The following is a 14727-nucleotide window of genomic DNA, read 5'->3' as shown; positions in this document are numbered from 1 at the left end:
GTGAGACGTAAATTCTTGCTGCTGCTGGAAACCGGATTGGTTCTGGCCGGGCTGTGTCTGGGCGCTTCTGCCTGGAAAATCCATTCGGCGCTGGAACAGCCGCTGAACATCACCCAGGAAGAACTGCTGGAAGTGCCCAAGGGCACGACGCCAACCCGCACCTTCTATCGACTCGAAGCCAAGGGCGTCATCAAGGATGCGTTCTGGCTGCGCGTTTACTGGCGCTTCAATCTCCCCAAGCAACCTTTGCACAGTGGCGAGTACCGCATGATTCCGGGCATGACGGTTGAGGGGCTGATCGAGCTGTGGAAACGCGGCGAAATGGTTCAATACAGCCTGACCCTGGTCGAGGGCTGGAATTTCCGTCAGGTTCGCGCAGCCCTGGCCAAAGACGAAAAACTCGAGCAGACCCTCGACGGGTTGAGTGACGGTCAGGTGATGGAGAAGCTCGGTCACCGCGGGATCTTTCCGGAAGGTCGCTTTTTCCCCGACACCTATCGGTTTGTGCGTGGCATGAGCGACGTCGATCTGCTGAAAAAAGCCTATGACCGCCTCGACGAGGTCCTCGGCAAAGAGTGGGATCAGCGCGCTGCTGACGTGCCATACACCGAGCCCTATCAGGCGCTGATCATGGCCTCGCTGGTGGAAAAGGAAACCGGCGTGCCGCAGGAGCGCGGGCAGATTGCTGGCGTCTTCGTTCGACGCATGGCGATCGGCATGTTGCTGCAGACCGACCCGACGGTGATCTACGGTCTTGGTGATCGCTATAGCGGTAAATTGACCCGTGCCCACCTCAGGGAAGCGACCCCGTACAACACTTATGTGATCTCGGGCCTGCCGCCGACACCGATTGCCATGGTCGGTCGCGAAGCCATCCATGCCGCGTTGAACCCGGTGGCCGGCAACAGTCTGTATTTCGTCGCGCGTGGCGATGGCAGTCATGTGTTCTCAGATGATCTGGATGCTCACAACAACGCGGTGCGCGAGTTCCAGATCAGGCGTCGAGTCGACTATCGTTCCAGCCCGGCGCCGATCCCTGCGCCAGAGACGGCGAATGGCGAATCGCTGGACACCGAGGCGCCGATTCCGGCGGCTTCGCCGGGTCCCGATCCCGAGGCTTTGCCATCCGTGGCGCCGCAAGAACCGGCTCCTGAGCCGGCTCCTGCGCCTACACCTGAAGCGGCTCCTGCACCGACGCCTGAACCTGCACCTGAGCCCGCGCCGGATGCAGCCGCTCCGCAAAGCCCGCAATAATTCTGACTAAGGACTGCCCGTGACTGGCTTGTTTATTACCCTGGAAGGCCCGGAAGGTGCTGGCAAAAGCACCAATCGCGAATACCTGGCCGAGCGCCTGCGCGCTGCCGGTATCGAAGTGGTGCTGACCCGCGAACCGGGCGGTACGCCGTTGGCCGAGCGGATTCGCGACGTGCTGCTGGCGCCAGCTGATGAAGTCATGAACCCCGACACCGAATTGTTGCTGGTATTCGCCGCGCGCGCCCAACACCTGGCCGAAGTGATTCGCCCGGCGCTGGCCCGTGGTGCGGTGGTCCTGTGTGATCGCTTTACGGATTCTACCTACGCCTATCAGGGCGGCGGTCGCGGTTTGTCGCTGGAACGCATCGCGACCCTGGAAACTTTCGTCCAGGGCGATCTGCGCCCGGATTTGACGCTGATCTTCGACCTGCCGGTGGAAGTGGGACTGGCCCGTGCCAGCGCTCGCGGTCGACTGGACCGTTTTGAACTCGAAGGCCGAACCTTTTTTGATGCGGTGCGTAGTGCATTTCTCAAGCGCGCTGAAGCGGACCCTGCGCGGTATGTACTGGTCGATGCGGCCCAGCCACTGGCGCAGGTTCAGCGGTCTCTGGACGTTCTGCTGCCGCGTCTGCTGGAGTTGACACGTGGCTGAAGCCTATCCGTGGCAAGACAGTCTCTGGCAGCAGTTGGCCGGTCGTAAGCAACACGCTCATGCCTATCTGCTGCATGGCCCGGCCGGGATCGGCAAGCGCGCGCTGGCCGAACGGTTGATGGCCAGTTTGCTGTGCCAGCGCCCGACCGCGCAGGACGCTTGCGGTGAATGCAAATCCTGTCTGCTACTGAAGGCTGGCAGCCATCCCGACAATTACATCCTGGAACCGGAAGAAGCCGACAAGGCGATCAAGGTCGATCAGGTGCGCGAGTTGGTCAGCTTCGTGGTGCAGACCTCGCAGATGGGCGGGCGCAAAGTGGTGTTGATCGAGCCGGTCGAGTCGATGAATGTCAATGCCGCCAACGCCTTGCTCAAAAGCCTTGAAGAGCCGTCGGGCGATACCGTTTTGCTGCTGGTCAGCCACCAGACCAGTCGACTGTTGCCGACCATCAAAAGCCGCTGCGTCCAGCAAGCCTGCCCTTTGCCAAGCGAGGCGATGAGCCTTGCCTGGCTGGCCAAAGCCTTGCCGGACTGCGCGGAAGAAGAACGTATCGAACTGCTGACCCTGGCCGCCGGTTCACCACTGGCTGCGGTCACCCTGCAAGCCCAAGGCGTGCGCGAGCAGCGGGCACTGGTGGTCGATGGGGTGAAAAAGTTGCTCAAGCAGCAACAATCGCCAACGCAACTGGCCGAAGGCTGGAATGCGATCCCGCTATTGCTGTTGTTCGACTGGTTTTGTGACTGGTCGAGCCTGATTCTGCGTTATCAATTGACTCAGGATGAAGAAGGCCTCGGGCTGGCGGACATGCGCAAGGTGGTTCAGTACCTGGCGCAGAAAACCAGTCAGGACAAAGTCCTCGGTATTCAGGACTGGATCCTCGCCCAGCGCCAGAAAGTGATGAGCAAGGCGAACCTGAACCGGGTGTTATTGCTGGAAGCGCTGCTGGTGCAATGGGCGTCCTTGCCTACCCAGAAGTGACCGTCTGCGCCTAGACTCTGTGCATCTGCACCCACCTGGCCGGAGCCCTCAAGTCCGACCGTCCCACTCATACGATGTAAGTTGCAGCCCTTTTATGCTCGTAGATTCCCATTGTCACCTTGATCGCCTCGACCTCGCCGCCCACGACGGCTCTCTGGATGCCGCACTCGATGCGGCTCGTCAGCGCGGGGTAGGGCACTTCCTGTGCATCGGCGTCAGCGTCGACAACGCCGCCGACGTCAAAGCCCTGGCCGAACGTTATGACGACGTCGACTGTTCGGTCGGCGTGCATCCGCTGGATGTGCAACCGGGCGCTGCGCCCGCGCTGGATTGGCTATTGCGCGAGCTCAATCACCCCCGTGTGGTCGCGATTGGTGAAACCGGTCTGGATTATCACTACGAACCGCAAGCGGCAGAGTTGCAGCAGGAGTCGTTTCGTCTGCACCTGCAAGCGGCCCGGCAGACTGGCAAGCCAGTCATCATCCACACCCGTGGTGCCCGCGCCGATACCCTGAGCTTGTTGCGTGAAGCGGCACTGCCTCAGGCCGGTGTACTGCATTGCTTTACCGAAGACTGGGATATGGCCAAGGCTGCCTTGGACATGGGCTATTACATTTCCTTGTCCGGTATTGTCACTTTTCGCAATGCCGATGCATTGCGCGATGTGGCCAGCAAGGTGCCGGCCGACCGTTTGCTGGTGGAAACCGACTCACCGTACCTCGCGCCGATCCCGTATCGCGGCAAGCCGAATCTGCCGCAGTACGTGCGTGAAGTTGCGGAGTTTCTGTCAATGTTGCGAGGCGAGCCCTACGAGCGATTTGCCGAGCAGACCACTGAGAACTTCAAGCGGCTGTTCCCGCTGGCGCATGTGAAAGGTTAAATCGCAGGCAAAAAAAACCCGGGTTCTGGGGGGTGAATCCGGGTTAAGACCATTAGGAGTAAAACAATGGCACGCGGTCCGTTGGTACCAATATCGGCGAAACACTTGGGGGAGATGTCTCGCCGACAGTTCAAGTATTGATCACTATTGCGCCTCGTCCAGTTTACCGGTCGCGATTTTTAAACAATTTTGGAATACGGCCGCTTCGGAAGAGTTCTCATCAGTGGGCGACCCTGCTGGAAATCATCACGAAACACAGATATGGTCGGATGATCCGTGCATTTTTGCGTAAGTTAGGCATAATACGCGGCTTCGAATTTTGACCCCCAACAGACCTTTTCTTATGCATAAAGAACCTCGTAAGGTCCGTGAGTTTCGTCGCCGCGAGCAAGAAATTCTCGATACCGCGCTCAAGCTGTTCCTCGACCAAGGTGAAGACAGTGTCACCGTCGAGATGATTGCTGATGCCGTCGGTATCGGCAAAGGCACGATCTACAAGCACTTCAAATCCAAGGCGGAGATTTATCTGCGCCTGATGCTCGATTACGAGCGTGATTTGAACGAGCTGTTGCATTCGGCCGATGTCGACAAGGACAAGGAAGCGCTGTCCCGGGCTTACTTCGAATTCCGCATGCGTGATCCGCAACGCTATCGTTTGTTCGACCGACTGGAAGAGAAGGTGGTCAAGGGCAATCAAGTGCCGGAGATGGTCGAGGAACTGCACAAGATCCGCGCCTCCAACTTTGAACGCCTGACCCTGCTGATCAAAGGCCGGATCAGCGAAGGCAAGCTCGAAGACGTGCCGCCTTACTTCCATTACTGCGCGTCCTGGGCGCTGGTGCATGGCGCCGTGGCGCTGTATCACTCACCGTTCTGGAGCAATGTGCTGGAAGATCAGGAAGGCTTCTTTCAGTTCCTGATGGACATCGGCGTGCGCATGGGCAACAAGCGCAAGCGCGATAACGACACTCCGAGCAGCTGAATCATTCAGCTGCCTGATTGCGCCATGATTTAGCTATATGGCGCAGTACCGCAGGAATATACTCAGGCATGGGACTTGCTAAAACTTGAATTCTGAGTCAAGTTTTGCGCGTTCCAATTTCCCATCGCCGGAGTGATCCATGATCGTTGACCGTCAAGGCAGGCGTTTTCGCAATTTGCGGATCAGTCTGACTTCAGCCTGCAACTACGCTTGTACCTACTGCGTGCCTAACGGCAAGCGTCTGGTGGCTGCGCAGGATGAATTGTCGGCCGAGGCGATGGCGCGCGGCGTGGCGTATTTGATTGAAGCGGCGGGCATCGAGCGTTTGCGCATCACCGGTGGCGAGCCGCTGGTCAGCCCCAAACTCGAAGCCTTCATGACCGCCGTCGGCCAGATGGGCCTGCAAGACATCAGCCTGACCACCAATGGTCAATTGCTGGCGAAAAAGCTGCCGTTGCTGGTAGATGCCGGCATTCGTCGTATCAACGTTTCCCTCGACACCCTGGACGCCAGCGCTTTTCGCAGCATTGCGCGCGGCGGTGATCTGGCGACCGTACTTGACGGTATGGATCAGGCCAGCGCAGCGGGTATCAAGATCAAGGTCAACATGGTGCCATTGCGCGGACAGAACCTTGATCAGGTGATGCCGCTGCTCGATTACTGCCTGGAGCGCGGCTATGAGTTGCGCTTCATCGAACTGATGCGCATGGGCCATCTGGCCACCGACTCCAATGCTTTCCTGCAACAGTTCGTCAGCCTCCAGCAGTTGCTGAGCCTGATTGGCGAGCGCTATGAATACCTGCAAGCCGATGCGCCGGTCGATGCCACTGCGGTACGTTATGAAATTCCAGGGCTGGGTCACTTCGGCGTGATCGCCAACGAAAGCGTTCCGTTCTGCCGTACTTGCTCACGTTTGCGTCTTTCATCCACGGGTTGGCTGCATGGCTGCCTGTCGTCGAGCAATCGCCATTACGTCGGCGACTTGCTGGACAAGCCTCGCCATCAAGCGCTGCCTGCTTTGCAGCGGCTGCTGGTGAAGGCCTTGGGTGACAAGCAGGAAGTGGCGTTTTCGGGTGGTGCGACGATCATGAAGATTATTGGCGGCTGACTCTCCCTCATCGCGAGCAGGCTCGCTCCCACAATGATTTGCGCAAAACCTGTGGGAGCGTGGCTTGCCCGCGATTGCGATCTATAAGGCGATAATCAACTTGAGCTGGCGCGGAAGCTGCATCCAATGGCCATTCGCCGGTTTTCCGTCACCGGCCTCTGGAGGGTAGGATGCGTAGTCTGGTTTTGCTTCTGGCAGTTTTGGCGCTGGGTGGCTGCATGAATGTCAGCGACATGGCTGAAGAGACTCGCTACCAGATGAGCGACGTGGGACTGCTGGATCACAGCAACAGCCGTCGGGTAAACAACCTGCGCATTCAGCCGGACTCGTTCATCTACATCGCCCAAGGTCCGTTCGCGCCACCGGGCAGTGTCTATCCGCGCCCTAACGCGGTGGCCGAAGAGGCCTTCAACGGCTTTATCGAATACTTCCCGATGGTACGCCGCGCCCGCACACCCGAAGGTATCGACCGAGCCATGGCTGAAGCCCGCGCCGCCGGTGCCCATTACCTGCTTTACACCCGGTTCGCCAACGCTGACGACCGCATCGGCAACATGGATGACTGGATCGATCAGGAATACGTGGATCGCCTCGGTATCGACAGCGGCGTGATTCAGATCATGTTGATCGAGACCAACACCCAGTATTTGATTGATACTGCAACCATCAAGAGTCGTGGCGGTTTACTGACGTTCCACGACAACAGGCCAGAAGACCTGATTGGCCCGCCGCTGCAGCAATATGCGCGCAGCCTGATCGGGATCAGCGACCAGTAAATTCAAGGAGTACGCCATGAGTGACCCGCAAAAAGCCAACGATTTGTTGGGGCAGATCCCCAAAACAAAAGGCTTGCCGCCGGTTCACCTGTGGAACCCTGATTTCTGTGGCGACATCGATATGCGCATCGCCCGCGACGGCACCTGGTATTACCTGGGCACGCCGATCGGGCGCAAGCCGATGGTCAAACTGTTCTCTACCATCATTCGCCGCGATGGCGATGACTATTTCCTGATCACGCCGGTCGAGAAGGTCGGGATCAAGGTCGATGATGCACCGTTTGTGGCGATCACCGTGGATGTGGAAGGCGAGGGCGAAGCTCAGCTCCTGCGGTTCACCACCAACGTTGATGAAACCAGCGAGGCGGGCGCAGAGCACCCGATACGCGTGGTAATCGACCCTGTCACCCAAGAGCCGGCGCCCTATGTCCACGTGCGCACCAACCTCGAAGCGCTGATTCATCGAAACGTGTTCTACCAACTGGTGGAACTGGCAGTGACCCGTGAAATCGACGGACAGCGCTGGCTTGGGGTGTGGAGCGGTGGCGAGTTCTTTCCCATCGGTCTCGAACCTTAAGCAACTCAAAATGTAGGAGTGAGCCTGCTCGCGATGGCGGTGTGACATTCAACATTAATGTTGAAAGTTATGGCCTCATCGCGAGCAGGCTCGCTCCTACATTTGATCTCCATGTTTCCCGAAGAATCCAATTGACACTCAATCATATGATGATTAGCGTGTTGCTACTTCGCGCGCGGTTTTGAGGTTTCCATGTCCAGCAGTTTTCATGCATCGACCGTTGATTGGCTGGGTTGCTGGATTGCCGCTGGCCAAGTGAAGCCCGGCGAAACGCTCAAGGTTGAAGCCGATCTGGGCGAGCAGCTCGGTGTCAGTCGCACGGTCATTCGCGAAGCCATCAAAACCCTGGTCGCCAAAGGCATGCTCGAAGTCGGGCCGAAAGTCGGCACCCGAGTGTTGCCGGTGCGCCGCTGGAACCTCTTCGATCCACAAGTCGTCGGCTGGTTGTCACGCAGTGGTTTGCCGGAAAACTTCGTCGACGATTTGCTAGATCTGCGCCGCACCATCGAACCCATGGCCGTACGCTGGGCCTGTGAGCGGGCGACGGTCGAGCAAGTGCAGGCGGTGCTTCTGGCCTACAACGCGCTGGAGCGGGCAGTGGAAAGCGGTGTCGATTACAACCGCGCGGACCAGATTTTCCACGAGTGCATCCTTGCCGCCAGCCACAATCAATTCATTGAGCAAATGGTCCCGGCCCTGGGCGCGCTGCTAGCGGTGTCGTTCGAAGTCTCTGCGGCCGATCCTGACGAACTGCGCCGTACGCTGCCGATTCACAAAGACATGGCCGACGCCATCGCCGCCCGCGACACCGCGCGTGGGGTGTGGGCCTGCATGACCCTGATCGATAACGCGGACCTGGCGATCAAGCGCTTTTACCCGCAAGTCATGGCCGACAAAAAAGCCGGCTGACCCCACAAATCCCTTGTAGGAGCCGAGCTTGCTCGCGATAGCGGTTTGTCATCCGACATCATTGTTGCCTGATCCACCGTTATCGCAAACAAACCCGCTCCCACACATAAAAACAAGAACAAGGCAGGAGGTTTCATGACGTTGAATGCGTTGACCCAGCACCGCGCGCGACTTGGCGAAAGCCCGTTCTGGGACGTACCGACACAGGCGCTGTATTGGGTCGATATCGCCGGCAAACAAGCGCTTCGGCTGATAGGCGCCAACGTCGAGATCTGGGAAATGCCGGAACATATCTCCGCATTCATCCCCTGCGAAAGCGGTGACGCGTTGGTCGCGTTGAGCAGTGGCGTCTATCGGCTGGACCTCGACTCACCGGGCCTTGAACCGCGCCTGACCCTGCTCTGCGTGGCCGACCCGCAACCCGGCAATCGCCCCAATGAAGCCCGTTGCGATGCGCAGGGTCGGCTCTGGCTCGGCACCATGCAAAACAACATCGGCGAAAACGGTGAAGACCAGCCTGTCACCCGTCGCTCCGGCGGCCTGTTTCGTATCGACCGTGATGCGCGGGTGACGCCACTGCTTCGAGGGCTGGGGATTCCCAACACACTGCTATGGAGCGAAGACGCAACGACGCTGTTTTTCGCCGACAGCCTCGACGCCACGCTGTACCGGTATTTCATCCATGCCGACGGCAATCTGGATACCGCTTACGTCTGGTTCGGTCCGGATAAGCGTGGGGTTCCCGATGGCTCGGCCATGGACGCCGAAGGCTACATTTGGAACGCCCGCTGGAATGGCAGCTGTTTACTCCGGCTGACCCCGGACGGTCATGTTGATCGAATCATCGAACTGCCCATCAGCCGTCCCACCAGTTGCGTATTCGGCGGCGAAGACCTGAAAACCCTGTACATCACCAGCGCTGCGAGTCCGCTCAACCATCCGCTGGATGGTGCGGTGTTATCGATTCGAGTGGATGTGGCCGGAAAGCCATGCGTGCGTTTTGCTGGTTAAATCCCAAAATATGGGATGCGAAATTATATATTGAGATTGTTTGGTGGGCGGGTTTATAGTCGGCCATCAGTTACACGCACTCACACTTAAAAAAACAAAACAGGTGAAGTGATGCAGCGATTTTCCAAACAGTCTTTTGACCGGACATCGACAGATGCCCGGTTTTTGTTGTGCCGGCAAAAAGGAGCGTTGATTCATGGCTGAATCTCTTTCCTTGCCACCGGTGGCTGAACCGCCCAAGGGCGAGCGCCTGAAAAACAAAGTGGTGCTGCTGACCGGTGCCGCTCAAGGCATCGGTGAGGCCATCGTTGCAACGTTTGCAGCCCAGCAGGCCAAGTTGATCATCAGCGACATCCAGGCTGAAAAAGTCGAGAAAGTCGCGGCGCATTGGCGCGAACAAGGCGCCGATGTGGTGGCGATCAAGGCTGACGTATCGCGCCAGCAAGACCTGCACGCCATGACCAGACTGGCGATTGACCTGCACGGCCGGATCGACGTATTGGTCAACTGCGCCGGGGTCAACGTGTTCCGTGATCCTCTGGAAATGACCGAAGAAGACTGGCATCGCTGCTTCGCCATCGACCTCGACGGCGCTTGGTACGGTTGCAAGGCAGTATTGCCGCAAATGATCGAGCAGGGCATCGGCAGCATCATCAACATCGCTTCGACCCATTCCACCCACATCATCCCCGGCTGCTTCCCGTACCCGGTGGCCAAACACGGTTTGCTCGGCCTGACCCGCGCACTCGGCATCGAATATGCGCCGAAGGGCATTCGCGTCAACGCCATCGCACCGGGCTACATCGAAACCCAATTGAACGTGGATTACTGGAACGGTTTTGCCGACCCGCAGGCCGAGCGCCAGCGCGCGTTTGACTTGCATCCACCGCGTCGCATCGGTCAACCGATTGAAGTAGCCATGACCGCCGTATTCCTGGCCAGTGATGAAGCGCCGTTCATCAATGCCTCGTGCATCACCATCGATGGCGGGCGCTCAGTGATGTATCACGACTGAACAAAACGGCTTTCAGGCGCGGAACTCCGTCTGAAAGCCAATCATCATACGATATGACTATTAGCTTCATCGTTTACACCGGCTTTCAAATAACGCTCAAAAAAAATAACAAGGAGTCAGCTTATGAATCGTCGTCGGATCCGTTCCCTGTGCTGTGCCGCTTTGGCGGTCACCGCGGTTAGCCTGAGCAGTACGCTGCTGGCGGCCGAGGAAGTGAAAATCGGTTTCCTGGTCAAGCAAGCGGAAGAGCCCTGGTTTCAGACCGAATGGGCATTCGCCGAAAAGGCCGGGAAAGAGAAGGGCTTCACGTTGATCAAGATTGCGGTGCCGGACGGCGAAAAAACCCTCTCGGCCATCGATAGCCTTGCCGCCAACGGTGCCAAGGGCTTCGTGATCTGCCCGCCCGACGTGTCCCTGGGCCCTGCGATCATGGCCAAAGCCAAGCTGAACGGTTTGAAAGTGATCGCCGTCGATGACCGCTTTGTCGATACCAGCGGTAAGTTCATGGAAGACGTTCCGTACCTCGGCATGGCTGCGTTCGAAGTCGGCCAGAAACAAGGCAGCGCCATGGCCACCGAAGCGAAGAAACGTGGCTGGGAATGGAAAGACACCTACGCGGTGATCAACACCTTCAACGAACTCGACACCGGGAAGAAACGCACTGACGGTTCGGTCAAAGCGCTGGAAGACGCCGGCATGCCCAAAGACCACATCCTGTTCTCGGCGCTGAAAACCCTCGACGTACCGGGCAGCATGGACGCCACCAACTCGGCGCTGGTGAAACTGCCGGGCTCGGCGAAAAACCTGATCATCGGCGGCATGAACGACAACACCGTACTCGGCGGCGTGCGCGCCACCGAAAGCGCCGGTTTCGCTGCTGCCAATGTCATCGGGATCGGCATCAATGGCACCGACGCCATCGGCGAACTGAAGAAAGCCCACAGCGGTTTCTTCGGCTCGATGCTGCCTAGCCCCCACATCGAGGGCTACAACACCGCCAGCATGATGTACGAGTGGGTCACCACCGGCACGGAACCGGCGAAATTCACCGCGATGGACGACGTAACGCTGATCACGCGCGACAACTTCAAGCAGGAACTGGAAAAGATCGGCCTGTGGAACTGAGGCTCGGTTGATTTCAACGGTGGCCCCGGCGACGGGGCTGCCTGACCTGTGAAGAGGTGTTTTATGCACGCGCAAGTACAGACATACGAACACAGCGTTGGCGGCAGCCTGCGCTTCAACGGGATCGGCAAGACCTTTCCCGGGGTGAAGGCGCTGGATGGCATCAGCTTCGTTGCGCACCCGGGGCAGGTTCACGCGTTGATGGGCGAGAACGGCGCCGGCAAATCCACACTGCTGAAAATCCTCGGCGGCGCTTACACGCCCAGCAGTGGCAACCTGCAGATCGGCGAGCAGACGATGGCATTCAAATCCACCGCCGACAGCATCGCCAGCCGCGTCGCGGTGATCCATCAAGAGTTGCACCTGGTGCCCGAAATGACCGTGGCAGAGAACCTGTTTCTCGGCCACCTGCCGGCCAGTTTCGGCCTGATCAATCGCGGCGCGTTGCGCCAACAGGCATTGGCTTGCCTCAAAGGCCTGGCCGATGAAATCGACCCGCAAGAGAAAGTCGGGCGCCTGTCCCTTGGTCAGCGGCAACTGGTGGAAATCGCCAAGGCGCTGTCCCGTGGCGCGCATGTGATTGCCTTCGACGAACCGACCAGCAGTCTGTCGGCGCGCGAGATCGACCGTTTGATGGCGATCATCGGACGCCTGCGCGATGAAGGCAAAGTGGTGCTGTACGTCTCCCATCGCATGGAAGAAGTGTTCCGCATCTGCAACGCGGTGACGGTGTTCAAGGACGGTCGTTACGTGCGCACCTTCGAGGACATGAGCGAACTGACCCACGACCAATTGGTGACGTGCATGGTCGGTCGCGACATTCAGGACATCTACGATTACCGTCCTCGCCAGCGTGGCGCGGTGGCGTTGAAAGTCGATGGCCTGCTCGGCCCCGGCTTGCGCGAGCCAGTGAGTTTCGAGGCACACAAAGGCGAGATCCTGGGGTTGTTCGGACTGGTCGGTGCCGGGCGCACAGAGTTGTTCCGTCTGCTCAGCGGGTTGGAGCGCAACACCGCCGGACGCCTGGAATTACGCGGCCATGAACTGAAACTGCGCTCACCTCGTGATGCAATTACGGCCGGGATTTTGCTGTGCCCCGAGGACCGCAAGAAGGAAGGCATCATCCCGCTCGCCAGTGTCGCCGAGAACATCAACATCAGTGCACGCGGCGCCCACTCCACCTTCGGTTGTCTGTTGCGCGGCCTGTGGGAAAAGGGCAATGCCGACAAGCAGATCAAGGCGCTGAAGGTGAAGACGCCGAATGCGGCGCAAAAAATCATGTACCTGTCCGGTGGCAATCAGCAGAAGGCCATTCTCGGCCGATGGCTGTCGATGCCGATGAAGGTCCTGTTGCTGGACGAGCCTACACGCGGCATCGACATCGGGGCCAAAGCCGAGATCTACCAGATCATCCATAACCTGGCCGAAAGCGGCATCGCGGTGATTGTGGTGTCCAGCGACCTGATGGAAGTGATGGGTATTTCCGACCGCATTCTGGTGCTCTGCGAAGGCGCGATGCGCGGCGAGTTGTCTCGCGCCGAGGCCAATGAATCCAACCTGCTGCAACTGGCTTTGCCGCGCCAACGCGCTGACGGCGTGGCGAACTGAGAGGTGACTATGATGACAACCCAAAACAACGCTCTGCCGACCCAGCGTAAACCCCTGGACCTGCGGCGCTTTCTCGATGACTGGGTGATGCTGTTGGCGGCGGTCGGGATCTTCGTGCTCTGCACGTTGCTGATCGACAACTTCCTCTCGCCACTGAACATGCGCGGCCTCGGGTTAGCGATTTCCACTACCGGGATCGCCGCGTGCACCATGTTGTATTGCCTGGCGTCCGGGCACTTTGACTTGTCGGTGGGTTCGGTGATCGCTTGTGCCGGCGTGGTCGCGGCAGTGGTGATGCGCGACACCGACAGCGTGTTCCTAGGCGTGAGTGCCGCGCTGGTGATGGGGCTGATTGTCGGGCTGATCAACGGGATTGTGATTGCCAAGCTGCGGGTTAATGCGTTGATCACCACGCTGGCGACCATGCAGATCGTTCGCGGTCTGGCTTACATCTTCGCCAACGGCAAAGCGGTCGGCGTGTCGCAGGAGCAGTTCTTCGTCTTCGGTAACGGCCAGATGTTTGGCGTGCCGGTGCCGATCCTGATCACCATCGTCTGCTTCCTGTTTTTCGGCTGGCTGCTGAATTACACCACCTACGGGCGCAACACCATGGCCATCGGCGGCAACCAGGAAGCGGCATTGCTGGCCGGGGTCAACGTTGACCGGACCAAGATCATCATCTTCGCCGTGCATGGCGTGATTGGTGCGCTGGCCGGGGTAATTCTGGCGTCGCGCATGACCTCCGGGCAGCCAATGATTGGCCAGGGTTTTGAGCTGACAGTGATTTCGGCCTGTGTGTTGGGCGGGGTGTCGTTGAGTGGCGGGATCGGCATGATTCGGCACGTGATTGCCGGGGTGTTGATTCTGGCGATTATTGAAAATGCGATGAACCTGAAGAACATCGACACGTTTTACCAGTATGTGATTCGCGGTTCGATTCTGTTGCTGGCGGTCGTCATTGACCGCCTGAAACAGCGCTGATACCCCGTACTGGTAGGAGCGGCGGTGCGGCGATCGACTTGACCGCGAAAGCGGTATGTCTGACGCATTAGTATTGGATGTGCCGACGCCTTCGCGGGCAAGCCCGCTCCTACAGTGGATCTGCGTCACACACAGATCCCTTGTGGGAGCGAGCCTGCTCGCGATGGGGCCAGTAAATTCAACAACAATCCTGAGTTTTACCCAGAGTGTTCAGCTATCCAGTTTGCGTGCCGCCTCAACCCCGGCACTGCTGAGTTTGATCGGCAGATTCACCGTGTGCTCGCCAGCCTCATCGCAGGTCACATGGCCGTGTTGAATCAGCCCCCGGTCCTGCAGGGCTGCGAGGGTACTGGCCACGACTTTCTCCCCCCGATAATTGTCCAGAACCTCTTTGCCCAAGCCACTCGGGTGGGCATGCAACAGGCGGATCAGGACTTCTTTTTCCAGTTTTTTATCGTCGTTCATGCTTACCTCTTGATGTGTGTGGAGAGGTCGCTCGCGTGGGCGAACTATTAATAGGCACCGCCCTCGGAGCCCGAGCCACCGGTGGTGGTTTTCGAGCCGATGCCGCTGCCGGCATTGTCGGGTGTCTGGGTGTCGGGCATGTTCAGTCCGCTTTGACGGCCCGCGTCATTGCCCTGGATCCGTGGGTCAGTGCCCGTCGCGGGCGGCAGGTTACTGTCGATACCGGTGCCGTGGGTGTTCATGCTGGGTGCGCTCTGGATGGCGGGCGCTTTCGGGCCCTCGACCGGGTTGGTCGGGCCCGTTCCTTCAGCGAGTGTGGCGGCGAACGCAGCAGAGGACAGCAGTGTGGCGAGAGCGAGGGCGGTCAACCTGGACATGAACATGGCATCGTCTCCGTTTAATAGA

16 protein-coding genes are annotated in these 14727 nt (G+C 58.8%); 14 read left to right on the top strand and 2 right to left on the bottom strand.

Features of this window, described 5'->3' with window-relative positions:
• From mltG to araH, 14 genes are all read left to right on the top strand, one after another.
• On the top strand, nucleotides 1–1254 hold the full coding sequence (gene mltG, locus AC1DWM_RS15610) for an endolytic transglycosylase MltG (protein WP_477795575.1): 1254 nt from the start codon (nucleotides 1–3) through the stop codon (nucleotides 1252–1254).
• Between the two features lie 19 nt (nucleotides 1255–1273).
• Entirely contained in the window at nucleotides 1274–1906 is a 633-nt protein-coding gene (tmk, locus tag AC1DWM_RS15605) for a dTMP kinase (protein ID WP_223518987.1), read from the top strand.
• Nucleotides 1899–2885 carry a DNA polymerase III subunit delta' gene (locus AC1DWM_RS15600; protein ID WP_223518989.1) on the top strand — a complete coding sequence of 329 codons (987 nt, stop codon included), beginning with the start codon at nucleotides 1899–1901 and terminating at the stop codon, nucleotides 2883–2885. Before tmk ends, AC1DWM_RS15600 begins: the two co-directional genes overlap by 8 nt.
• Before the next feature lie 94 nt (nucleotides 2886–2979).
• Entirely contained in the window at nucleotides 2980–3765 is a 786-nt protein-coding gene (locus tag AC1DWM_RS15595; RefSeq protein ID WP_452625427.1) for a TatD family hydrolase, read from the top strand.
• Between the two features lie 343 nt (nucleotides 3766–4108).
• Nucleotides 4109–4747 carry a TetR/AcrR family transcriptional regulator gene (locus AC1DWM_RS15590; RefSeq protein WP_274072967.1) on the top strand — a complete coding sequence of 213 codons (639 nt, stop codon included), beginning with the start codon at nucleotides 4109–4111 and terminating at the stop codon, nucleotides 4745–4747.
• Nucleotides 4748–4886: 139 nt separating this feature from the next.
• Nucleotides 4887–5855: a GTP 3',8-cyclase MoaA gene (locus tag AC1DWM_RS15585; RefSeq protein WP_223518993.1), complete on the top strand. Its 969-nt coding sequence runs from the start codon at nucleotides 4887–4889 to the stop codon at nucleotides 5853–5855.
• A 170-nt stretch (nucleotides 5856–6025) separates the two neighbouring features.
• Nucleotides 6026–6631: a DUF4823 domain-containing protein gene (locus tag AC1DWM_RS15580; RefSeq protein WP_223518995.1), complete on the top strand. Its 606-nt coding sequence runs from the start codon at nucleotides 6026–6028 to the stop codon at nucleotides 6629–6631.
• A gap of 16 nt (nucleotides 6632–6647) precedes the next feature.
• Nucleotides 6648–7208, top strand: a complete 561-nt coding sequence (locus AC1DWM_RS15575; protein ID WP_223518997.1) for a DUF1285 domain-containing protein — start codon at nucleotides 6648–6650, stop codon at nucleotides 7206–7208.
• Nucleotides 7209–7400: 192 nt separating this feature from the next.
• Nucleotides 7401–8117, top strand: coding sequence for a FadR/GntR family transcriptional regulator (locus AC1DWM_RS15570; RefSeq protein WP_477795574.1), 717 nt, complete (start codon nucleotides 7401–7403; stop codon nucleotides 8115–8117).
• Nucleotides 8118–8252: 135 nt separating this feature from the next.
• A complete protein-coding gene (locus AC1DWM_RS15565) occupies nucleotides 8253–9128 on the top strand; it encodes an SMP-30/gluconolactonase/LRE family protein (protein WP_477795573.1) in 876 nt (291 codons plus the stop codon).
• A 196-nt stretch (nucleotides 9129–9324) separates the two neighbouring features.
• A complete protein-coding gene (locus AC1DWM_RS15560; RefSeq protein ID WP_477795572.1) occupies nucleotides 9325–10143 on the top strand; it encodes an SDR family oxidoreductase in 819 nt (272 codons plus the stop codon).
• 123 nt (nucleotides 10144–10266) lie between these two features.
• Nucleotides 10267–11268: a substrate-binding domain-containing protein gene (locus AC1DWM_RS15555; protein ID WP_477795571.1), complete on the top strand. Its 1002-nt coding sequence runs from the start codon at nucleotides 10267–10269 to the stop codon at nucleotides 11266–11268.
• Between the two features lie 63 nt (nucleotides 11269–11331).
• Nucleotides 11332–12876 (top strand): L-arabinose ABC transporter ATP-binding protein AraG, encoded by a 1545-nt coding sequence (gene araG / locus AC1DWM_RS15550; protein ID WP_477795570.1) that lies wholly within the window; start codon nucleotides 11332–11334, stop codon nucleotides 12874–12876.
• 12 nt (nucleotides 12877–12888) lie between these two features.
• Nucleotides 12889–13857, top strand: a complete 969-nt coding sequence (araH, locus tag AC1DWM_RS15545; protein ID WP_223519351.1) for an L-arabinose ABC transporter permease AraH — start codon at nucleotides 12889–12891, stop codon at nucleotides 13855–13857.
• A gap of 210 nt (nucleotides 13858–14067) precedes the next feature.
• On the opposite strand, the gene AC1DWM_RS15540 is transcribed toward araH, so the two are convergent.
• Both AC1DWM_RS15540 and AC1DWM_RS15535 read right to left on the bottom strand, forming a co-directional pair.
• On the bottom strand, nucleotides 14068–14322 hold the full coding sequence (locus AC1DWM_RS15540; protein ID WP_223519008.1) for a hypothetical protein: 255 nt from the start codon (nucleotides 14320–14322) through the stop codon (nucleotides 14068–14070).
• A 47-nt stretch (nucleotides 14323–14369) separates the two neighbouring features.
• Nucleotides 14370–14705 (bottom strand): hypothetical protein, encoded by a 336-nt coding sequence (locus AC1DWM_RS15535; protein ID WP_223519010.1) that lies wholly within the window; start codon nucleotides 14703–14705, stop codon nucleotides 14370–14372.
• Nucleotides 14706–14727: the final 22 nt, after the last annotated feature.

The organism is Pseudomonas sp. P4_C8, from assembly GCF_056401975.1.
This window is presented reverse-complemented; position numbering and strand designations above follow the sequence as displayed.